A 20,197-nucleotide genomic window follows, 5' to 3' on the forward strand; every position below is an offset into this window, starting at 1 on the left:
CGGCCGCGGGTGAGCCGGGCTCGGGCCGGGCTGCGGAGTACCGCACGGCCGATAGACTCTCTGGTCATGAGTGTTGAAGAGGACACGGCCAACCACGGCCGGCTGTTGGGGACGGTGCGTAGCCCGCAGGACGTCAAGCGGATGTCGGTTGAGGAACTGGATGTCCTCGCCGCCGAGATCCGGGACTTTCTGATCGCCAAGGTCTCCCGCACCGGTGGGCACGTCGGGCCCAACCTCGGTGTGGTCGAGCTGACGCTGGCCATGCACCGCGTCTTCGACTCCCCCCGTGACCGGCTCCTGTTCGACACCGGCCACCAGTCGTACGTGCACAAGATCCTCACCGGGCGCCAGTCCGGCTTCGACAAGCTCCGCCAGCGCGGTGGCCTCTCCGGCTACCCCAGCCAGGCGGAGAGCGAGCACGACCTCATCGAGAACTCGCACGCCTCCACCGCGCTCTCCTACGCCGATGGCCTGGCCAAGGCGTACGCCCTGCGGGGCGAGGCGCGCAGCGTCGTGGCCGTGGTCGGCGACGGCGCGCTCACCGGCGGCATGTGCTGGGAGGCGCTGAACAACATCGCGACCGCCGGAAACTCCCTGGTGATCGTGGTCAACGACAACGGCCGGTCCTACTCGCCGACCATCGGCGGCCTGGCCGACCACCTCTCGTCGCTGCGGCTCAACCCGGGCTACGAGAAGGTCCTCGACACGGTCAAGGACGCCCTCGGCTCCACTCCGCTGGTCGGCAAGCCGATGTACGAGGTGCTGCACGCGGTCAAGAAGGGCATCAAGGACGCGGTCGCCCCGCAGGCCATGTTCGAGGACCTCGGCATCAAGTACGTGGGCCCGGTGGACGGGCACGACGTGGTTGCGGTCGAGGCGGCGCTGCGCGCGGCGAAGAACTTCGGCGGTCCGGTGATCGTGCACGCGGTCACCCGGAAGGGCTACGGCTACCGCCCCGCCGAGGAGGACGAGGCGGACTGCCTGCACGGCCCCGGCAGCGCCTTCGACGTCGAGACCGGTGCGCTGCTGGCCGCCCCGTCGGTGAAGTGGACGCACGTCTTCGCCGACGAGCTGGTCGCGATCGCCGACGAGCGGCCGGACGTGGTGGGCATCACCGCCGCGATGGCTGAGCCGACCGGCATCGCCAAGCTGGCCCGCAAGTACCCCGAGCGGGTGTACGACGTGGGCATCGCCGAGCAGCACGCCGCCACCTCGGCGGCCGGGTTGGCGCTCGGCGGCCTGCATCCGGTGGTCGCCGTCTACGCCACCTTCCTCAACCGCGCCTTCGACCAGGTCCTGCTGGACGTGGCGATGCACAAGCTGCCGGTGACCTTCGTGTTGGACCGGGCGGGCATCACCGGCCCGGACGGCCCCAGCCACTACGGCATCTGGGACATGTCGGTCTTCGGGGTGGTGCCCGGGCTGCGGATCGCCGCTCCCCGCGACGCCGCCACGCTGCGGGAGGAGCTGCGCGAGGCGATGGCCGTCGACAACGGCCCGACCGTGGTGCGTTTCCCGACCGGCGCGGTCGCCGCGGACCTGCCGGCGCTGCGCCGGGTCGGCCCGGTCGACGTGCTGGCCGAGTCGGCGCGTACCGACGTGCTGCTCGTTGCCGTCGGCTCCTTCGGCCAACTGGGCATGGAGGTGGCCGCCCGGGTCGCCGAGCAGGGCTACGGGGTCACCGTCGTCGACCCCCGCTGGGTGCGTCCGGTCCCGGCTGAGCTGGTCGAGCTGGCCGCCAGCCACCGGCTCGTGGTCAGCGTCGAGGACGGCGTCCGGGTCGGCGGGGTGGGCGACGCGCTCGCCCAGGCGATGCGCGACGCCGACGTCCGGGTGCCGCTCAAGGACCTGGGCGTGCCAGCCGACTGGCACCCGCACGGCACCCGCGCCCAGATCCTCTCGGACCTGGGCCTGACCGCCCAGGACGTGGCCCGCAACGTCACCGGCTGGATCTCCGGCCTGGATGCCGCCCCGGACCGCCTGACGCCCACCAGTAACGCCTCCGCGCAGAACTGACCCACAACACGACGACGGCGGGCGGCCCCTCCGGGGACCGCCCGCCGTCGCGTCACGCCCTCTGGTGGGGTCAGTGGGGTTTCACTGAGCGGTAGTGGGTCTTGTCGGTGTTGGCGAGGCTGTAGGTCTGGGTGCGGGGCGGGCTGGGGATGACCACCAGGCCGGGGTGTTCGACCAGCAGGGGAGTTCCCGGCGGAACGGACAGGGAGCTGTCCCGGGTGGGCCGCCAGCTGAGCACCACCAGCGGCTGACCGGGCACCGGCAGTTGGTACGCCTGCAACGGGGTGGCCCGGTCGGCGGGCGAGACGACCGGCGCGCTCCCGTCGGCCGGTCGGTAGACAACGGCGGTCATCGCGCCGGCGTCGGTGTCCCAGCTGAGCTGCTGCAACTCGGCTGCCTCGCCACCGCCGAGGGCGACCTCACCGAGCGACCGAACGGTGAGCTTCGCCATCGGCCAGGACGTCGGCACCGAGCGCGGCGCATCCCGGTCGCCGATCCGGCGCGGGATGCTGCCGAACGGACCCCGGTCGCCGGCCAGCACGCAGGTGTCCAGGCCGGTGAGAGCCCGCCGTCCCGTGCCGGACTCGTCGCGGACCAGTGGGTAGCGCGGATCGACGGTGCCGGTGCCCAGGTCGAGCAGCCGGTCGGCGGCCCGCCCGCGGGGCAGTGACTCGGTGGTCTTCAGGGTCGCGGTCACGGCGACAGCCGTGCAGGACGGCACGTCGACCGGCGCGCTGAGGCCGTCAGCGACGGTCAACGTCCGATCCTGTGGCCCAACCAGCGTCTGCACCCGAGCGGAGACCAGGTAGCGCCGGCCGCCGGCGGTCTGCACCGGCAGCACGTCGGAGTAGACGAGGTAACCCGGGTCGGTGTATTCGGTGGCGCGGGTCACCGCGTACCGGTCGCCGTCGCGGGTGAGTTGCAGCAGCCAGGAGGCGCTCTCGCCCGGCACGTCGGCGGCCACGAGGGCCACCGGGGCGCCGTCGACCCGACCGGAGAAGAGGATGCCGGACGACGGCAGGTGCGCGCGGTCGTCGGCCGGCGACCGCCAGGCACGGACCGCCTCGGTGACCGCTCTCGTCGCCGTGGCGTCACCCGAGAGGTCGCCTCGGGGCGGCCACACTGCCAGCGCGCCATCCAGGCTGTCGTACCCGACTCGCAGGTCCTGCGGCTTCCGGTCGGCCCCCGAACCACAGGCCGTGGTGGCCAGCAGCGCGCTCAGCAGGACGGGAAGCGCCCTGCCGTACCGACGGCCTGGAGTCACCTGGCCCGCCCTCCGATCGCCTCGCCATCGCTGTCGGAAAGCGCCATAGTACGAGATGTCCGATGCGGGGCCTCAGGTGGCCGTCGCCAGACCCACCACATTGGACACCACCGGGGCTTTAGTGCGTTTTGGTTGCTCCGGTAGACTCCGCCGACTGTGACGCCTGCCGAGTCCCGCGCCCTGCCCGCGCCGCATTCGGAGGCGGCAGCCGGCTCCGACGAGATGGTGAGCTATCGCACTCCGGTCGGCCTCTTCGCCGGCCCCGCCGCGCTGACCAGCACATCCACCGCACCGGTCGAGGCCCGCGGTGCCACCGGCTCCACACTCGCCGCGCCAACCGAGGACGCCCCGCCCGAGGATGCGCCGGCCGAGGACGCGGTGGCCGTACCGACGCGGGCGTGGTGGCGTCGGTGGACTCGGCGGCGGCAGCACCTCGCGGTGGGCGGGCTGTTCCTGCTCGCCGCGCTCTGGGTGACCAGCCGGATCTGGCTGGACCCGTCCGGCCGGGTGGCCTCGCTCTACACCGGGGACCCGGCCCAGGTGCAGTTCTTCCTCGCCCACTCGGTACGCGTGGTGCTGCATGGCGAGTACCCGTTCTACACCGAGCAGTTCAACTACCCGGACGGCGTCAACCTGATGGCCAACACGGCCGTGCTGGCGCTGGGCATCCCGATGGTCCCGGTGACGCTGCTCTTCGGGCCGGCGGTCTCCTTCGTGCTGCTGGTGACCCTCGGTCTCGCCGGCACCGCCATGGCCTGGTACCTCATGCTCTCCCGCAACCTGGTGCGTACCCCGCTCGCGGCGGCGGTCGGCGGTTGGTTCTGCGGGTTCTCGCCCGCGATGCTCTCGCACGCCAGTTGGCATCCGAACATCATCAGCCAGTTCCTGCTGCCCTTCATCGTCTGGCGGGTGCTGGTCCTCACCCGGTCCCGCCGACCGGTCCGTGACGGGGCGCTGCTCGCTCTGCTGGTCGTGGCGCAGGCGTTCATCAACGAGGAGATTCTGCTCTTCACGGCGCTGGCCTGCGGGGTCTTCCTGCTGGCCGTGCTGGCCCAGGAGCCGGTCCGCTGGCGGGCGGCGTGGCGACCCCTGGGCGCCGGCGTGGTGACCTGCGCGCTGCTGGCCGGGGCACTGCTGGCGTACCCCCTGTACGTGCAGTTCGCCGGGCCCATGGCCTACCACGGGCTCAGCGATGCGGTGCGGGACTACGGCAACGACATCGCCGCCTTCTTCGCCCCCGGTTCGCCCACCCTGGGCGGCAACCAGCGAGCCAACATCAACCTGGCGCCGAACTACTCCGAGGAGAACGCCTTCTTCGGCTGGAGCCTGTCGCTGCTCGCCATCGGCATCGTGGTCTGGCTGCGCCGGGAGTTGATCGTTCGGGCGCTCGCGGCGACCGGCCTGTTCTTCGCCGTGCTCTCCCTCGGCGAGCGGGTCTCCTGGTGGGACCGGGAGCTGGTCAGCGGGCCCTGGCAGTGGTTGGTCCACCTGCCGCTGCTGGACGCGGTGGTGCCGACCCGGTTCGGTCTGATCACCAGTGTGGTGATCGGTCTGCTGCTCGCGCTCGCCGTCGAGCGGGCCTGGGCGCTGCGCCCGGCCGACCAGCGCACCGTACGGATGCTCACCGCCGCAGGCCTGGTGTTCGCGCTGCTGCCGATCGCTCCGATGCCGCTGCGGGTGGTCTCTCGGCCGCCCGTGCCGGACTTCATCACCGCCGACCGCTGGCGGGCGTACGTCGGGCCGGACCAGACGCTGGTGCCGATCCCGGTGCCCAGCATGGGCAACACGCACGGCATGCGCTGGGCGGCGGCCACCAACCTCGACTTCAAGATCCCCGGCGGTTATTTCCTCGCACCCCGGAACGGCAACACCGGTGACCCGGGCCGGTTCGGCGGCCGACCCAGCGGGGTGGGCCAGGCGCTGGAGGAGGTGGCGGCCACCGGTCGTACGCCCAAGCTCGACGACCGGCAGCGCCGTCGATTCACCGACGAGCTGCGGCACTGGCGGGCGGCGATCCTGGTGCTGCCGGTGCGGCAGCACAACGCGGAGCCGCTGCGGCGTACGGTCGAGGAGCTGGTCGGCCCGGGACACCAGGAGCTGGACGTCTGGGTGTGGGACGTCCGGGGTCTGGCCGGCTGACCCCGGCGGCGGCTAACCCACCAGGTCGCGGACGTCCCAGACCCAGACGTCGTCGACGCGCTGCGGCGGCCCGATCAGGCCGGTGACCAGCTCGCGCAGCACCGCCTCGCGCGGGTGCGCCCCGAGGACCACCACCGACGCCCGCCAGAAGCGCAGGTCTTCGACGGCCTGGCGGCGGTTCTCGTCGGTGAGCACGGGGACCGCGTCACGGTCCATCGTGGAGTAGACGAGGCTGCTCGTGGGCCGGTTCGGCGCGCCGAACACGCCCTCGCCCAGCTCGTTCGGGCCGATGAAGTAGCCGCCCGGGACGGGGAACTCCTGCTCGGTCAGCGCGCTCCAGCGCAACGTCGGCAGGCCGTGCACGTTGCTCGGGATCGGCACCGGCACCAGGGTTCGGCCCGCTGGCACGTACGGCCGCCAACCGCCGGCGGTGATGAAGTGCGGCGGCGGGTCCATCTGCTGGGCGGGCAGCGGCCGGGGGAAGAGCGGCAGGACGGCGAGGGCGACCGCCGCGTACCCCACCGGGCGCAGCCACCGACGGCGCGCCGCGACCGGCGTGGGCGTGGCCGCGTCGTCGGACGCCGCCGGGGCCGGTTCGCCGGTCCGCTGGGCCGGCACCCGGGGCCGGTCGGCCACCGGGCGCCCCTGGCGGTACGCAGCGTCCCAGGTCAGCGCGAGGAGTACGCCCACCGCGGCGGCGACCACCAGCGTCAACCTGGTCGGCATCATCATCTCGACCAGCGGCAGGTCGTCCGACACGTACGACCACGGGCCGCGCACACCGGTCTCCACGCCGTTGAAGCGCACCCACGGCCCGATCGCGGCCACGCTGAACACCACGATGAGCACCGCGACGATCCGCGTGGCCAGCGACCGGCGCACGAGCAGCACGAGAGCCACCAGCGAGAGCAGCACCAGCGGCCAGCCGAACCAGGTGTTCTGCTCGGTCAGCCCGATCGTCTTCTCCACCTCCGGGTCACCGGCCCAGGTGTCCCGGGCGAAGGTGACGAAGGCGACCAGGTCCTCGCCCCAGTTGTGGAAGACGCCACCCTGCAGACCCCGGTAGGACTGTGGGCCGTTGAACTGGAACCAGATCGGGTACGCCGCGAGCACCAGGGCCAGCCCGCCGGCGACGCCGAGCCCGGCCAGGAACGTGCCGGCGACGGCCCGCGTGGCCGCCGGCCGTTGCACGGCGTACGCCAGCACGATGACCAGGCAGGCCAGCGCGGTGAGCAGCAGCATCTCCTCGTTGATGAAGATCTGGTACGTCACCAGCGCCCCGAGCACCAGCCCGTTGCGCCGCCAGCGGCCCGGCTCGCCCAGGCGCAGCACCCGCACCACGATCAGCGGCAGCAGGAAGTTGGACACGAAGTTGGGCTGGCCGTTGGCGTGGTGGATGATTCCCGGCGCGAAACCGAGGAACGCGCCGCCGACGAAGGCCGCCGCCCGGGAGCGCACCAGGTGGCGGGAGAGCATCCAGTACCCGGTGCCGGCGGTGGCCGCCAACGCCCCGCCCAGGTAGAGCGCGTACATCACCTGGGGGCCGAGCAGCATGGTCAGCGGGGCAAGCGGCAGAGTCACCCCGAGCAGTGAGGTGTTGGCCATCATGTTCACCCCGTCCGGGGCGTTCTGCTGGGCCGTGAACAGCGGGTTCTCCAGGTGCCGCACCGAGTACGCGCCGTGCGCGAACAGCCACTCGAACCAACTGTGGTCGGTGGGCAGGTGCGAGGAGACCCGGCCGGTGACGTCACCCCAGTAGTTGAGGCAGACGAAGATGCCCAGCAGCACATAGGCTCCGAGGGCCAACAGGTCGGCTCGGGCCGGGCGGCGTCGAGGCCGCCGTGTCGGCTCGACCTCGACCGGGTCGGCGTCGGTCACGGGATTCAGCGAAGGGTTTACCACCGGCACGGCCACGACGCGCCATCGTACAGGCGAGGGTGCGTCGCTTTTGCCGGGCCGGTGCGCCCACGGCCGATATGCCGGACGTTGACGCGTCAGCCAGCCGTACTCGGTGACGGAAGGACGGTCTTTGTCGATCATCGAGCTGGGCGAGGTCCGGGACGAGCCGACATCGGTGCCTCCGGTCCGTCGGCCCCGCGCCGCTGGCCGCCCGCTGCGCAGCGCGGCGGTGCTACTGCTCGCCCTGGTGGTGCTGGCCGGGGCGACACCGCCGTCGGAACGGACGGTGAGCGTGGTGCCGGCAGCGCGGGGCGCCTCGGTGTACCTCGCCGCGGACGGCGTCTTCGTGGTCGACCCGGCGACACCCGACGAGGACCGGTTCCTGACCGCGTACGCCCAGCCGTCGCCGGGCGCCGGTGTGCGGCGGCGGTGGCAGGCGTCGCTGGCCCGCGACGGTGACTACCTCGACGTCCGGGTCGAGCGGGGACTGGTGCTGGCGATGGGGGTCAACGCCGCGAACGGGGTGTTCCAGACCACCGCTTTCGACGCCGAGACGGGCCAGCAGCGCTGGCAGCACCCGGGGGCTCCCCAACCGAGTGCCGACGGTGGCCTGCTGCTGACAGACATCCGAGAGGAAGGGCCGGTCGCGATGATCCGGGTCGAGCCCGACACCGGCCGGATGCTCTGGACGGTGGCACTTCCACCGCCCGCCAACGCCTCCTACCACGTGACCGACGGCCTGATCGACCGGTTCGTGCTCGTCCAGCCGACGGGCGAGGTGCAGGTGCACGACGCCGGCACCGGCCGGATGCTGGGCAGCGTCGACACGCTGCCGGGCGACCGATCGGCGTTCCAGCGGGTGCAGGTCGTCGACGACCTCCTGCTGCTCGCCCCACCCGGCAGTACCCGACTGCTGAGCTACGGGCTGGCCGGGTTGGAGCCGCGGTGGACGGCCGAGGTGCCGCTGATGTCCTATGTGGTCGGCTGTGGCGGCCTGCTCTGCGTGATGCAGCAGACCGGCGGTCTCCAGGTCCTCGATCCCGCCACTGGTGCGGGGCGCTGGTCGGACGTGAGTGGGGAACTGCTGGCCGACGTCCGGCACGGCCGGCTTCTGATGGTGGGGCCCGAGGAGCGGTACGCGGTGCGGGATTCGGCGACCGGGCAGGTGCGGGCCGAACTGGGCCGGTGGAACCTGATCCCGACGCTCCGGCCCGCCGACCCGCTGGTCGGGGTGCGGCTGGGCGACGACGGTCGGCTGGTCGTCGCCGAGCTTGACCTGGTGGCCGGCCGGGCACGGATCAGCGACGTGCTGCCGGGTGTCGCCGGCAGCTGCCAGGCGGCCCTGCCGACCCTGCTCTGCCGGCGTACCGACGGCTCGACCGCGCTGTGGCGGTTGCCGCGGTGACCGGCCCGGTGATCGACCTCGGCGAGCTGCGGCACGGGCCGGATCCGGACCCGCTGCCCCGTCCACCCCGGGCCAACGGCCGGCCGCTGCGCTGCGCGCTGGTCCTGTTGCTCGTACTGGTCACTCTCGCCTCCGCCGCCGTGCCGCCGCCCCGGCGGGCCCCGGTGACATTGCCGGCCTGGCCCGGGGCCGACGTCATGGTCGACGGTGACCTCGTCCTGGTCATGGAGCCGACAAGCCCGACGCGGCAGGGGCGGCTGGCCGCGTACCGGCTGCCCGGCGTTGAGCCGGTCTGGCAGGCGCCGCTGTCGGCGGAGGCGCGGTACTGGGGAATGACCCAGCTGGCCGGGATGGTGCTGGCCACCGGGTACGAGATCGGCCCCGAGGGTCGGGAGACACGCACCATCGCACTGGACCGGGCGACCGGGGCGTACCGGTGGCAGCAGCCGGGTGGCGCCTACAAGCTGGCCGACGGCAACGTGCTGCTGCGTACCGGCGGCGAGACCGAGCCGTCCAGTCTGCGCGCGGTCGACCCCTGCTGCGGCACGGTGCGTTGGCAACTGCCCGCCACCACCGCCGAGGTCAGCGTTCGGGACACCGGGCACGGAGTGGACCGGGTCGTGCTCAACCAGGTGGACGGTCCGGTCGAGGTACGCGACGCGATCACCGGTGCGGTGCTGTCCAGCGCCGACCTGCGCCCGCCCGACGGTGGTCCGATCGCTGTGGACCTGACGAAGGACCTGTTGCTGTCCATCGACAGAGGCGCGGGCACGGTCACCGCGTACGGGTTGGACCAGCTCGACCGACGCTGGGCCCGCGTCGGCGTCCTCGTGGACTTCGCGCTGGACTGTGGCCCCGTCCTGTGTATGCGCGCCGGTCAGAAAGAACTGCAGGCGGTCGACGCCGCGACCGGCGAGCTTCGCTGGCGCAACAGCCGGTGGGGGTGGGCCTGGCCGTACGACGGTCGGCTGATCGTCAACGTGTTGGCCAGCGCGGACGGGCCGGAGCACTTCGTCGTGCTCGATCCGCTGACCGGCCGGGAGCTGGCCGACCTGGGCCGGTGGGACCTGTACCAACTCAGTGCCGGCGGCCGGCTGGTCGGCACCCGTCGGCATCCCGACGGAGGGGTCCTCCTCGGCGAGGTGGACGTCCGCGCCGGGAAGGTGCGCGTCCTGGACGTGCTGCCCGAGGCCACCGGCGACTGTCAGGCGATCACCGGTCACCTGGTGTGCGGTGCCGCCCCGGCCGGCGCGTACCGGATCTGGAAGTTGCCCGACTGACTACCAGTTCGCCTGGGCGGGCGGCGGGGGCAGCGGCACCGACGGGGGCCGCAGCACGTACGCCACACCGCCGCTGCCGCGCTGCCAGACCGCCTCGAACCGCTGCCGGGGCACGGTACGACGGACCGTGTCGTCGTCCGGGGCGTACGGGTCGTTGAGCACCGGGTCGCCATCGGCGGTGAAGCCGACCAGCACCATGAGGTGTCCACCGGTGTCGTAGGCGAGCCCCGGCACCTCGTCGGCCCGGAACGCGGCGGAGACGATCAGGGGGATGCCGGCGGCGAGGAACGCCTCCGCCTCGACCAGTGACCGCAGCCTCGTGACAAAGGCGTCGACCCCGTGCAGACCGGCGTACGCGGTGTTGAACGGCCAGTTGCCGGCCCCGGCGTACGCGTGGTCGTAGCAGTGCCGAGCGGCGTGCACCACCACCGGACGCGGGCCGGACGGCTCCACCCAGGCGTAGTGCTCCGGCACCGGCTCGGCACCCCAGTAGGCGAGCACCATCGAGGTGCAGGTGGGGCTGCACCAGGAGTCGCCGCCGCCACCCCACTGCGGGTACTGGCCGGCGTGCAGCCGCTGCGAGTAGCAGGGCACGTCCAACACCCGCCCACGGGCAGCGGCCTCGTCTGCGTCGTACCCCGGTTCGTCGGTCGGGTCGGTCGAACCAGTCGGGACGGTCGGAGCGGGGCCGGTGGCGACCGCGCCGATGCTGCGCAGCCTCGGGCCGGTCGGGCTGTCGATCGGCCGGCACAGGGTCACCCGCGCCTGCCAACCGGTGACCGTCGCCCCGGTCACGATCAGGGTGTCGGTGTCGACCCGGGCGTCGCCGTCGCGCTGCCCGGGCACCGAGGCGCGTCGCACCGCGTGGTCGTCGGCCGCCCAGCGGGCCAGCCGGTACCAGTCGGTGCTGGCCGCGTCGCCGTGCCAGCCGCGCAGGTCGACCTCGATCCAGCAGCCGTCCGGGGTGTCGGCGGTCCAGGACGGCACCACCTCGGCGACCGTAAAGCCGACCCGCACCGGCGGAGACGTCCAGGTGCCGCGCTGGTCGGCGCCGTCGAGGGCCAGCCCTCGATGGGTGGCCAGCAGACCGTCACCGCTGCTGGCCGTCATGTCGTCCGGCAGCTGGAAACCCCGGTAGGCGATGTCCCGCTGGGTTGGTGATGCCGCGATGGTCATGCCAGGTCCGCCCGTCGCTCGGTGCCGCCGGACAGCATCGCGTACGCCGCAATGGTCCGCAACGCCGACCGACGCGGGCGGCGAGGGACGATGGTTGCCAGCCGGCACTAGGTTGGCGGTGGTCAGCAGCGAGGAGGCCGGGATGCGGGTACTGGTGGTGGAGGACGAGCGCAACCTCGCCGACGCGATCGCGCGCGGGTTGCGCAAGCGGGGGATGGCCGTCGACGTGGCGTACGACGGCGACGCCGGCCACGAGGCGGCGTTCGTCACCCGGTACGACGTGGTGGTGCTGGACCGCGACCTGCCGGGCGTGCACGGAGACCAGATTTGCGCGGACCTGGCCGCCTCCGGTGCGTTGACCCGGGTGCTGATGCTCACCGCGAGCGGCACGGTGGCCGACCGGGTGGAGGGGTTGCAGCTCGGCGCGGACGACTACCTGCCCAAACCGTTCGCCTTCGACGAGCTGGTCGCCCGGGTGCAGGCACTGGGCCGGCGGGCCACCCCGGCCGCACCGCCCGTGCTCGAACTGGCCGACCTGGTGCTCGACCCGGCCCGCCGGGTGGCCACCCGCGCCGGCCTGCCGGTCGACCTCACCAACAAGGAGTTCGGGGTGCTCAGCGAGCTGCTCAAGGCGCGCGGCGCGGTGGTCTCCAGCGAGGAGCTGCTGGAACGGGTCTGGGACGCCAACACCGACCCGTTCACCACCATCGTCCGGGTCACCGTGATGACGTTGCGCAAGAAGCTCGGTGACCCGCCGCTGATCGAGACGGTGGTCGGCGCGGGTTACCGCACCGCCGAGGTAGGCGCGTGAGCGCGAGGAGTGAGCCGGGTTCGCGAGCCCCGCAGTCGCGAACCGAGGTCGTACTGTGAGTCGCCGGATGCGGCCCACCCTGCGGTTGCGGCTGACCCTGCTCAACGGGGTGCTGCTGATCGGCGCGGGGGCGATCCTCGTGCTGCTGGCCTGGCTGCTCGTCCGTGACGCGCTGCGACCCACCGACGAGTTGCTGCCCGGCACGACCGTGGTGCTCGCCGACGGTCGGTCGCTGGACGCCGGGCAGTGGCAGCGGCAACTGGTCGACGCCGCGTCCGGGGAGCTGCTGGCCAAGGGCCTCGTCGCGCTGCTGGCGATCAGCGTGGTCGGGGTGGCCGGCGCGTACGCGGTGGCCGGTCGGGCGCTGCGCCCACTGCACCAGGTCACCGCGACGGCGCAGCGGCTCGGCGAGGCGACCCTGGACCAGCGGATCGGCTACTCGGGCGCCGACGACGAGGTGGCCGAGCTGGCCAAGACGTTCGACGCCATGTTGGACCGGATCGCGTCCGCGTTCGAGGCGCAGAAACGCTTCGTGGCGAACGCCTCGCACGAGCTGCGTACCCCGCTCGCCGTGATGCGGACCGAGATCGACGTGACACTCAGCGACGACGACGCGGACGCCGGCGAGTACCGCCGAATGGCGACCGTTGTCCGCGACGCCTCGGAACGGGCCAATGGCCTGGTGGACGCGCTGCTGGTGCTGGCCCGCAGCGAGGCGCAGGCCGGCCGGCGGCTGGGCCGGCGCACCGAGTGTGACCTCGCCGCCGGCACCGCCAACGCGCTGTCGGCGATGCGCCGCGAGGTGGAACGGATCGGCCTGCGGGTGCAGACGTCGCTGGAGTCCGCGCCCGTCGTCGGCGACCCGGGGCTGCTCGACCGGCTGGCCGGCAACCTCATCGAGAACGCGGTCCGCTACAACCACCTGCACGGCCGGCTCTGGGTGCGTACGGGCACCGACGGCGAACGATCCTGGCTGGTGGTGGGCAACACCGGTTTCGAGGTGGACCAGACCGACGTGCCAGGGCTGTTCGAGCCGTTCCAGCGCGGCGGCCGCGAACGCACCGGAGCCCGCGGTTCCGGCCTGGGGCTGTCCATCGTCCGGGCGGTCTGCAACGCGCACGGCGGCACCGTACGGGTGATCGCCCAGTCCGGTGGTGGCCTGGAGGTGACGGTCACCCTGCCGTCGGCGGACGCCCAGGCGGCGCCCGCCGCCGGCTGAACGGGGTTGCGCGGGGCGCTCACCCGCTGGCAAGATCACGCCGTCAGCTCATGACCGAAGGGGGGTGCGTCGATGTTCACCAACAGTGACTCCGCGCCCCGGGTCTCGGCCGGCTGACCCCGGAGGCGGAGCGTCCCCATCCAGCACCACGGAGGGAACACCCGTGTATCCACGGATCCGCAACATCAGTTTTGACTGTCACGACACGTACGCCCTGGCCGGCTTCTGGTCGGCGGTGCTCGGGTACGCCCGGCACTCCGAGGACGCCCCGGGTGACCCGGAGGCGGCCCTGCTGCCGCCGGACGACGCCACCCCGAACCTGTTCTTCCAAGCGGTGCCGGAAGACAAGGTGACCAAGAACCGGCTCCACATCTGCCTGGAACCCGTTGACCGGACCAGGGACGAGGAGATCGAGCGGGTGCTCGGCCTCGGGGCCAGCATGGTTGCCGACCGACGGCACGCCGACGGCACAGGCTGGGCGGTGCTCGCCGACCCGGAGGGGAACGAGTTCTGCGTGGTCCGCAGCGCCGGGGAGCGTGTCACCACCACCACTGTGGAGGACCAGCTGTGAGTTCGACGATCCACAACATCAGCATCGACTGCCACGACACGTACGCCCTGGCCGGCTTCTGGTCGCAGGTCTTCGACTGCCCTCGGCAGCCCGACGACTTCCCCGGTGACCCGGAGGCGATGCTCCTGCCGCCGGGCGGCCCGGAGGTGCTCTTCATCGCCGTGCCGGAGGGCAAGGCGGTGAAGAACCGGCTGCACCTGGATGTGCAGCCCGCCGACCGAACCCGGGCCGAGGAGGTCGAGCGACTGCTCGGCATCGGTGCGGCGCACGTCGCCGATCACGTCGGCCCGACCGGCGGGGGTTGGGTGGTGCTCGCCGACCCGGAGGGCAACGAGTTCTGCGTGCTCGGCAACGCGGCCGAGCGTGCGGCGGCAGCGGCGGCGCGGGCCGCGGCGGGAGCTGGCGAACCGGCCTGACCGCCCGCGTACGGCACGGGGCCCCGGCCACCTTCGGGTGGCCGGGGCCCCGGTCGGTACGACTCAGGAGCGCTGCTCGACCTGGCCCCGGATCGTGGTGAACTCGGCCTTCGCCTGGTCGGCGGACTTGAAGTACATCACCACCATGCCCAGGCTGCCCCGGTCGGCCCAGACGCAGATGCCCAGCGGCACGCTCCCGGCCTTGCCGTCGCCGCAGCTCGCCTCACCGCCGAGGGGGCCTGCCTCGACCGCCGCCATGTTGGTCACCGCCAGCTCGGTGGAGAGCCCGGTGATGGCGTCGTCGAGTTCCTTCTTCGGTTCCGCCAGCAGGCCCGACACGGCGGCGATCATGACGAGGTCCTGCTTGGTCCGGTCGCCGTAGAAGGCGCCGACGGTGCTGGTCTCGTTCTGCACCTCCGCCTTCATCCCGGTGACCAACTGGTCGGCGGACGCCTGCAGCTGCGGGTCGGTGAGCTTCGGCCGGCCGGCGAGGGTGGCCGGCGCGACCACCCGGGTCTTGGTGGCGTCGACGACGTCGCCCACGTCGTCCTTCACGGCGAACCAGGTGATCGCCACGCCGCCGAGGCAGAGCACCAGCACCACGGACAGCACGATCAGCACGATCTTGCCGACATTCGACTTCTTCGCGGGCGGCGGGCCGGCGTGCATGCTCGGGTCGCCGTACGGCTGACCCTGCTGCGCGGGCGGGAATCCCTGCTGCTGCGGCGGCCCCCAGGCCCCGGCCTGCTGCGGCTGGCCCGGCTGCTGCGGCGGGGTAGGGGAGTCGTGCGGCGGGCCGTAGGGGTTGGCCGGTGGCTGGGACATTCAGTCAGCTCCAAGGTGGGTGTGCAAAGCGCGTGATCCTAACCCGGTGAAGCTTTCGACGTTGTCCCTGCCCACGTCCCCTTTCGACGGTCGGCCGATCACAAACGGTCGCGGTGGCCGGCCCGCCCACGAAGGACGGTCCGACCACCGCGACGGTGATGCTGCGATCTCCTCAGGCGGGCAGGCTCGCCGCCCCGAGCGGCAGGAACCGCTTGCCGGTGACCCGCTCGCTGGTGCCGGTCCGGTCCAGGTACGGCGTGACGCCGCCCAGGTGGAACGGCCAACCAGCGCCGAGGATCATGCACAGGTCGATGTCCTGTGCCTCGGCGACCACGCCCTCGTCCAGCATGAGCCGGATCTCCTGCGCCATCGCGTCGAGCGCGTTCTGCCGGACCTGCTCGGCCGTCAGCGGCTCGTCACCGACCACGAGCAGCTTGGCGACGTCGGCGTTGATCTGGTCGTCGACCACGATCGGCTGGCCCGAGTCGGCGATCCGCTTGAGGTTCTCGCTGACGCCGAACCGGTCCGGGTACGCCGCGTGCAGGGTGCCACCCACGTGGTACGCGACGGCCGGCCCGACCAGCTGGAGCAGGGCGAGCGGGCGCATCGGCAGACCCAGCGGGTCCAGTGCGCTGTTCGCCACGTCCAGCGGGGTGCCCTGGTCGACAGCGGCGAAGACGGTGCCCAGGAACCGGGTGAGCAGCCGGTTCACCACGAACGCCGGGGCATCCTTGACCAGCACCGACGACTTCTTGAGCTGCTTGCTCACCGCGAACGCGGTCGCGAGCGTGACGTCGTCGGTGCGCTCGCCGCGGACGATCTCCAGCAGCGGCAGCACCGCCACCGGGTTGAAGAAGTGGAAGCCGACCACCCGCTCCGGGTGCTCCATCTCCGCGGCCATCTCGGTGATCGAGAGCGAGCTGGTGTTCGTGGCGAGCACCGCCTCCGGAGAAACGACCTTCTCCAGCTCGGCCCAGACCTGCTTCTTGACGCCCAGGTCCTCGAAGACCGCCTCGATGACGAAGTCACAGTCAGCGAACGAAGTGAGCTGGCCCGGCGTCGACGCGGCGAAGGCCTCTGCCTTCGTCGTGCCGCTGACCAGGCCGTACAGCTTGGCGGCGGTGCCCTTGTCCATCCGGCCCTTGGTGACGGCCTTCTCGATCTGGGTGTGCACGTAGCCGACGCCCTTGTCCACCCGGGACTGGTCCAGGTCGGTCATCACGACCGGCACCTGGAGGCGACGCGCGAACAGCAACGCCAGCTGGCTGGCCATCAGGCCAGCGCCGACGATGCCGACCTTGGTGATCGTGCGGGCCAGGCCCTTGTCCGGTGCGCCGGCCGGGCGCTTGGCCCGCCGCTGCACCAGGTCGAAGGCGTACAGGCCGCTGCGCAGCTCCTCGGAGAAGACCAGGTCCGCGAGGGCCTCGTCCTCGGCGGCGGTGCCGGCGGCGAAGTCCCCGTCCTTCGCCGTCTCCAGCAGATCGAGGGCCTTGTACGCGGACGGGACCGCGCCGTGCAGCCGCTGGTCGAGGGTCTGCCGGGCGAAGTAGAGCACGCCCGCCCACATGTCCTTGTCGACCTCGGGCCGGGTCACGGTGACCTGGCCCCGCACCACGCCGGCGGCCCACTCCAGGGAACGCTCCAGGAAGTCGGCCGGCTCCAGCAGCACGTCCGCGATGCCCAGCTCGGCGGCCTGCTTCGGCTTGAGCATCTTGTTCTGCATCAGCGGGTTCTGAATGATCACCTGGGTGGCGGCGGGGATGCCGATCAGGTTCGGCAGCAGTTGCGTACCGCCCCAGCCCGGGACCAGACCGAGGGAGACCTCGGGCAGGGCCAGCGCCGCCGCGCCACCGGAGAGCGTCCGGTAGTGGCAGTGCAACGCCAACTCCAGGCCGCCGCCCATCGCCGCGCCGTTGACGAACGCGAAGGTGGGGACGGTGCTGTCCTTGAGCCGGGCGAAGACCCGGTGGCCGAGCCGGCCGATCTCCAGCGCCTGCGCGCGGTCGGCGAGCTGCGGCAGCCCGACGATGTCCGCGCCCACGCAGAAGATGTACGGCTTGCCGGTGACCGCGATGAACGCCGGGTCGGCGGCCAGGGCAGCGGTGATCGCCTCGTCCAGGCTGGTCAGCCCACCCGGGCCGAAGGTGTTCGGCTTGGTGTGGTCGAAACCGTTGTCCAGCGTGATCAGGGCGGCTGGTCGGTCCAGCCCCGGTACGTTCACCTGACGCAGCAGCGCCTTGGTGACGACCTCGTTCGGTGCGGCCAAAGCGCTCACTTGGCTCCCTCCCAGTGCGGGTTCTCCCAGATCACGGTGCCGCCCATGCCGATGCCGATGCACATGGCGGTCACGCCGTAGCGGACCTCGGGGTGCTCGGCGAACTGGCGGGCCAGCTGGGTCATCAGCCGTACGCCGGAGGAGGCGAGCGGGTGACCGATGGCGATGGCGCCGCCCCACGGGTTGACGCGCGGGTCGTCGTCGGCGATGCCGAAGTGGTCGAGGAAGGCGAGCACCTGCACGGCGAAGGCCTCGTTCAGCTCGAACAGGCCGATGTCGTCGATGCTGAGCCCGGCGATGCGCAGGGCCTTCTCGGTCGACGGGATCGGGCCGATGCCCATCACCTCGGGCTCCACACCGACGAAACCGAACGACACCAGCCGCATGGCGACCGGCAGGCCCAGCTCGCGAGCGACGTCCTCGGAAGCGAGCAGGCTCGCGGTGGCGCCGTCGTTCAGGCCGGCCGCGTTACCCGCGGTGACCTTGCCGTGCGGGCGGAACGGCGTCTTCAGGGTGCCGAGCTTCTCCAGCGACGTGTCCCGGGGGGCCTCGTCGATGGTGGCCAGACCCCAGCCGCCCTCCGCGTCACGGATGGACATCGACACCAGGTCGTCCTGGAGCTTGCCGTTGGCGTAGGCCTTGGCGGTCTTCTGCTGCGAGGCCAGCGCGAACGCGTCGGTGCGCGCCTTGGTGATGTGCGGGACCAGATCGTGCAGGTTCTCCGCGGTGGAGCCCATGACCAGCGCGGACGGGTCGACCAGCTTCTCCGCGACGATGCGCGGGTTGGGGTCGACGCCCTCACCCATCGGGTGGCGGCCCATGTGCTCGACGCCGCCGGCGATGGCGATGTCGTACGCGCCCATGGCGATGCCGCTGGCCACGGTGGTGACCGCGGTCATCGCGCCGGCGCACATCCGGTCGATGGCGAAGCCGGGAACGGTTTTGGGTAGACCCGCCAGCAGGGCGGCGGTCCGCCCGATGGTGAGGCCCTGGTCGCCGATCTGCGTGGTGGCCGCGATGGCGACCTCCTCGACCCGCTCCGGTGGTAGCTGCGGGTTGCGTCGCAGCAGTTCACGGATGCAGCGGATCACCAGATCGTCGGCGCGGGTGTTGGCGTACATGCCACCCGCCTTGCCGAACGGGGTACGGACGCCGTCGACGAAAACGACATCCCGAACTTCACGGGGCACTTGAGCCTCCTTTTCGACCGTCATTCGGCCTTCGCGCCGGCAGGCGGCACTCCGAACCGTATGAGGTCGCCGACACGGGCACGTTCCAACGAATGCTACTCGCCAGTAACCAACCCCGCCCCACCCCCCGTTGTGGCCCACCCCACACCCCAGGCCCGACCCGGGCCGCACGGCCCGGGTCGGTCAGGGAAGAGGAGGGGTGGCGGATTCCGGGGTCAGGGCCGGGGTCAGGTGCGGGGTGAGGAGGGCGATCTGCCATTCGCGCGCGTTGAAGCCGCGCAGGGTCTCCGCCACGGTCTCCTCGGTGAGCTCCTCCGGCGGAGTCCAGGCCAGCCGGCGGACCGAATCAGGGGTGATCAGATTTTCCGGCGGCAGGTTGTGCTCCCCGGCGATGCGGATCACCACCTCCCGGCTGCGGGCCAGCCGACCGGCCGCCACCGGGTCCCGTTCGGCCCACCGGTGCGGCGGTGGCGGACCCTCCACAGCCGGCGAGACCGGCAGCGAATCCTCCGGCAGTTGACGGGCGTCGTCGAGAGCGGCGAGCCAGGTGCGGGCCAACCGACGGACCGACCGACCGCCGAAACCGGGCAGGGTCAGCAGGGTCTTCTCGTCCTTCGGGTCCAACTCGGCCGCAGCGATGATCGCCGAGTCGGGCAACACCCGACCGGGCGCGGCGTCCCGCCGGGCCGCGATCTGGTCCCGGGCGTACCACATCGAGCGGACGCGAGCCTGGGCCCGCGCCCCCCGCAGCCGGTGGATGCCGGAGGTACGCCGCCAGGGTTCCGCGCGGACCCGCGGCGGGCGTGCACCGGTGCGGACCAGCGCCGCGAACTCCTCCGCGGCCCAGGCCGACTTGCCCTGCCGGGTCAGTTCGGCGTCGAGCGCGTCGCGCAGGTCGGTGAGCAGCTCCACGTCGAGAGCGGCGTACGTCAGCCACGACTCGGGCAGCGGCCGGCTCGACCAGTCGGCCGCCGAGTGGTGCTTCTCCAGGGTGAACCCGAGCAACTGCTCGGTCAGCGCGGCCAGCCCGACCCGCTCGAACCCGGCCAGCCGAGCAGCCAGTTCCGTGTCGAACAACCGGCGCGGACGCAGCCCCACCTCCGCCAGGCAGGGCAGATCCTGGCTGGCCGCGTGGAGCACCCACTCGGCCTCGCCGATCACCGCGTCCAGCGCACTGAGGTCGGGCAGTGGCAGCGGGTCGATCAGCGCTGTGCCCGCGCCGGCCCGGCGCAGTTGCACCAGGTACGCCCGTTGGCTGTAGCGGTAACCGGAGGCCCGCTCGGCGTCCAGGGCGACCGGGCCGGTGCCCGCCGCGAAGCGGGCCACGACCTCGGCGAGCTCGGCCGGAGCGGCCACCGTATCAGGGGTGCCGTCACGCGGGGCGATCAGCGGAACGGGCCCACCGTCGGCCGGGTCGGCCACCCCGCCCGCCGGCTGCGGCTGGGCCGACGGCGGGTGGTGGGGTGCGTTGCCCGGAAGTTCCTCGGTGGGCCGACGGCGCAGGGGTGGTTCGTCGGTCACCTGCCAACCCTAGTGCGCGCGGTGATCCGGCGGGTGCAGCCGGTCCGGGGTGTGTCGGTCAGGTGTCCGCAAGGTGTCCTTCCGGATGCCGGACATTGGGGGAGACAAAGCCCGTTCGCGCAGGTACGGTCCATCGGCACCGCGGTCCCGCAACAGATGACACACGAGTTGCGGCGCCGCGTGAAACCAC

General features: G+C 72.2%; 15 protein-coding genes. 8 read left to right on the top strand and 7 right to left on the bottom strand.

The features are described 5' to 3' along the window. Window positions 1-66 precede the first annotated feature (66 nt). A complete protein-coding gene (gene dxs / locus ABZS37_RS24945) occupies window positions 67-2,016 on the top strand; it encodes a 1-deoxy-D-xylulose-5-phosphate synthase (protein ID WP_355172661.1) in 1,950 nt (649 codons plus the stop codon). Between the two features lie 70 nt (window positions 2,017-2,086). Here the strand turns inward: dxs and ABZS37_RS24950 are convergent, their stop codons facing one another. Beyond that, window positions 2,087-3,241 (bottom strand): hypothetical protein, encoded by a 1,155-nt coding sequence (locus ABZS37_RS24950; protein WP_355172779.1) that lies wholly within the window; start codon window positions 3,239-3,241, stop codon window positions 2,087-2,089. A gap of 195 nt (window positions 3,242-3,436) precedes the next feature. Here ABZS37_RS24950 and ABZS37_RS24955 point away from each other — a divergent pair, with 195 nt between their 5' ends. Next, window positions 3,437-5,419: a hypothetical protein gene (locus ABZS37_RS24955; protein ID WP_355172663.1), complete on the top strand. Its 1,983-nt coding sequence runs from the start codon at window positions 3,437-3,439 to the stop codon at window positions 5,417-5,419. A gap of 12 nt (window positions 5,420-5,431) precedes the next feature. Here the strand turns inward: ABZS37_RS24955 and ABZS37_RS24960 are convergent, their stop codons facing one another. Then, the gene (locus ABZS37_RS24960) at window positions 5,432-7,321 is read right to left on the bottom strand and encodes a hypothetical protein (RefSeq protein WP_355172781.1); all 1,890 of its coding nucleotides are present in this window, start codon (window positions 7,319-7,321) and stop codon (window positions 5,432-5,434) included. A gap of 127 nt (window positions 7,322-7,448) precedes the next feature. On the opposite strand from ABZS37_RS24960, the gene ABZS37_RS24965 reads away from it, so the two are divergent. Both ABZS37_RS24965 and ABZS37_RS24970 read left to right on the top strand, forming a co-directional pair. Then, window positions 7,449-8,723 carry a PQQ-binding-like beta-propeller repeat protein gene (locus ABZS37_RS24965; protein ID WP_355172665.1) on the top strand — a complete coding sequence of 425 codons (1,275 nt, stop codon included), beginning with the start codon at window positions 7,449-7,451 and terminating at the stop codon, window positions 8,721-8,723. Next, window positions 8,720-10,003, top strand: a complete 1,284-nt coding sequence (locus ABZS37_RS24970) for a PQQ-binding-like beta-propeller repeat protein (RefSeq protein ID WP_355172667.1) — start codon at window positions 8,720-8,722, stop codon at window positions 10,001-10,003. Before ABZS37_RS24965 ends, ABZS37_RS24970 begins: the two co-directional genes overlap by 4 nt. On the opposite strand, the gene ABZS37_RS24975 is transcribed toward ABZS37_RS24970, so the two are convergent. Then, window positions 10,004-11,179, bottom strand: coding sequence for a peptidase C39 family protein (locus ABZS37_RS24975; protein WP_355172669.1), 1,176 nt, complete (start codon window positions 11,177-11,179; stop codon window positions 10,004-10,006). It lies immediately after the preceding gene. Between the two features lie 142 nt (window positions 11,180-11,321). Here ABZS37_RS24975 and ABZS37_RS24980 point away from each other — a divergent pair, with 142 nt between their 5' ends. The 4 genes from ABZS37_RS24980 (at window position 11,322) to ABZS37_RS24995 (ending at window position 14,196) form a co-directional block, all read left to right on the top strand. After that, window positions 11,322-11,990 carry a response regulator transcription factor gene (locus ABZS37_RS24980; RefSeq protein WP_124855556.1) on the top strand — a complete coding sequence of 223 codons (669 nt, stop codon included), beginning with the start codon at window positions 11,322-11,324 and terminating at the stop codon, window positions 11,988-11,990. Between the two features lie 67 nt (window positions 11,991-12,057). Continuing rightward, window positions 12,058-13,209, top strand: coding sequence for a HAMP domain-containing sensor histidine kinase (locus ABZS37_RS24985; protein ID WP_355172783.1), 1,152 nt, complete (start codon window positions 12,058-12,060; stop codon window positions 13,207-13,209). A 163-nt stretch (window positions 13,210-13,372) separates the two neighbouring features. Continuing rightward, window positions 13,373-13,780: a VOC family protein gene (locus ABZS37_RS24990; RefSeq protein ID WP_355172671.1), complete on the top strand. Its 408-nt coding sequence runs from the start codon at window positions 13,373-13,375 to the stop codon at window positions 13,778-13,780. Continuing rightward, window positions 13,777-14,196, top strand: a complete 420-nt coding sequence (locus ABZS37_RS24995) for a VOC family protein (protein WP_355172673.1) — start codon at window positions 13,777-13,779, stop codon at window positions 14,194-14,196. The genes ABZS37_RS24990 and ABZS37_RS24995 overlap by 4 nt, the downstream gene beginning before the upstream one ends. Window positions 14,197-14,259: 63 nt before the next feature. Here the strand turns inward: ABZS37_RS24995 and ABZS37_RS25000 are convergent, their stop codons facing one another. The 4 genes from ABZS37_RS25000 to ABZS37_RS25015 all read right to left on the bottom strand — a co-directional run bounded on the left by ABZS37_RS25000 (window position 14,260) and on the right by ABZS37_RS25015 (window position 20,007). Further along, entirely contained in the window at window positions 14,260-15,021 is a 762-nt protein-coding gene (locus ABZS37_RS25000; RefSeq protein ID WP_355172675.1) for a hypothetical protein, read from the bottom strand. 172 nt (window positions 15,022-15,193) lie between these two features. Next, window positions 15,194-17,296: a 3-hydroxyacyl-CoA dehydrogenase NAD-binding domain-containing protein gene (locus tag ABZS37_RS25005; protein ID WP_355172677.1), complete on the bottom strand. Its 2,103-nt coding sequence runs from the start codon at window positions 17,294-17,296 to the stop codon at window positions 15,194-15,196. Beyond that, window positions 17,293-18,486 carry a thiolase family protein gene (locus ABZS37_RS25010; RefSeq protein WP_355172679.1) on the bottom strand — a complete coding sequence of 398 codons (1,194 nt, stop codon included), beginning with the start codon at window positions 18,484-18,486 and terminating at the stop codon, window positions 17,293-17,295. Before ABZS37_RS25010 ends, ABZS37_RS25005 begins: the two co-directional genes overlap by 4 nt. A 183-nt stretch (window positions 18,487-18,669) precedes the next feature. Then, complete coding sequence (locus ABZS37_RS25015; RefSeq protein WP_355172681.1) at window positions 18,670-20,007, bottom strand: ribonuclease D; 1,338 nt, start codon at window positions 20,005-20,007, stop codon at window positions 18,670-18,672. Window positions 20,008-20,197 lie beyond the last annotated feature (190 nt).

Origin of the sequence: Micromonospora sp. NPDC005413, assembly GCF_040606435.1 — a bacterium.
Taxonomy (GTDB): Bacteria; Actinomycetota; Actinomycetes; order Mycobacteriales; family Micromonosporaceae; genus Micromonospora.

Coding starts and splice junctions, on each gene's coding strand:
- dxs (WP_355172661.1), top strand. CDS start 67: ATGAGTGTTGAAGAGGACACGGCCAACCACGGCCGGCTGTTGGGGACG.
- ABZS37_RS24975 (WP_355172669.1), bottom strand. CDS start 11,179: ATGACCATCGCGGCATCACCAACCCAGCGGGACATCGCCTACCGGGGT.
- ABZS37_RS24980 (WP_124855556.1), top strand. CDS start 11,322: ATGCGGGTACTGGTGGTGGAGGACGAGCGCAACCTCGCCGACGCGATC.
- ABZS37_RS24985 (WP_355172783.1), top strand. CDS start 12,058: ATGCGGCCCACCCTGCGGTTGCGGCTGACCCTGCTCAACGGGGTGCTG.
- ABZS37_RS25000 (WP_355172675.1), bottom strand. CDS start 15,021: ATGTCCCAGCCACCGGCCAACCCCTACGGCCCGCCGCACGACTCCCCT.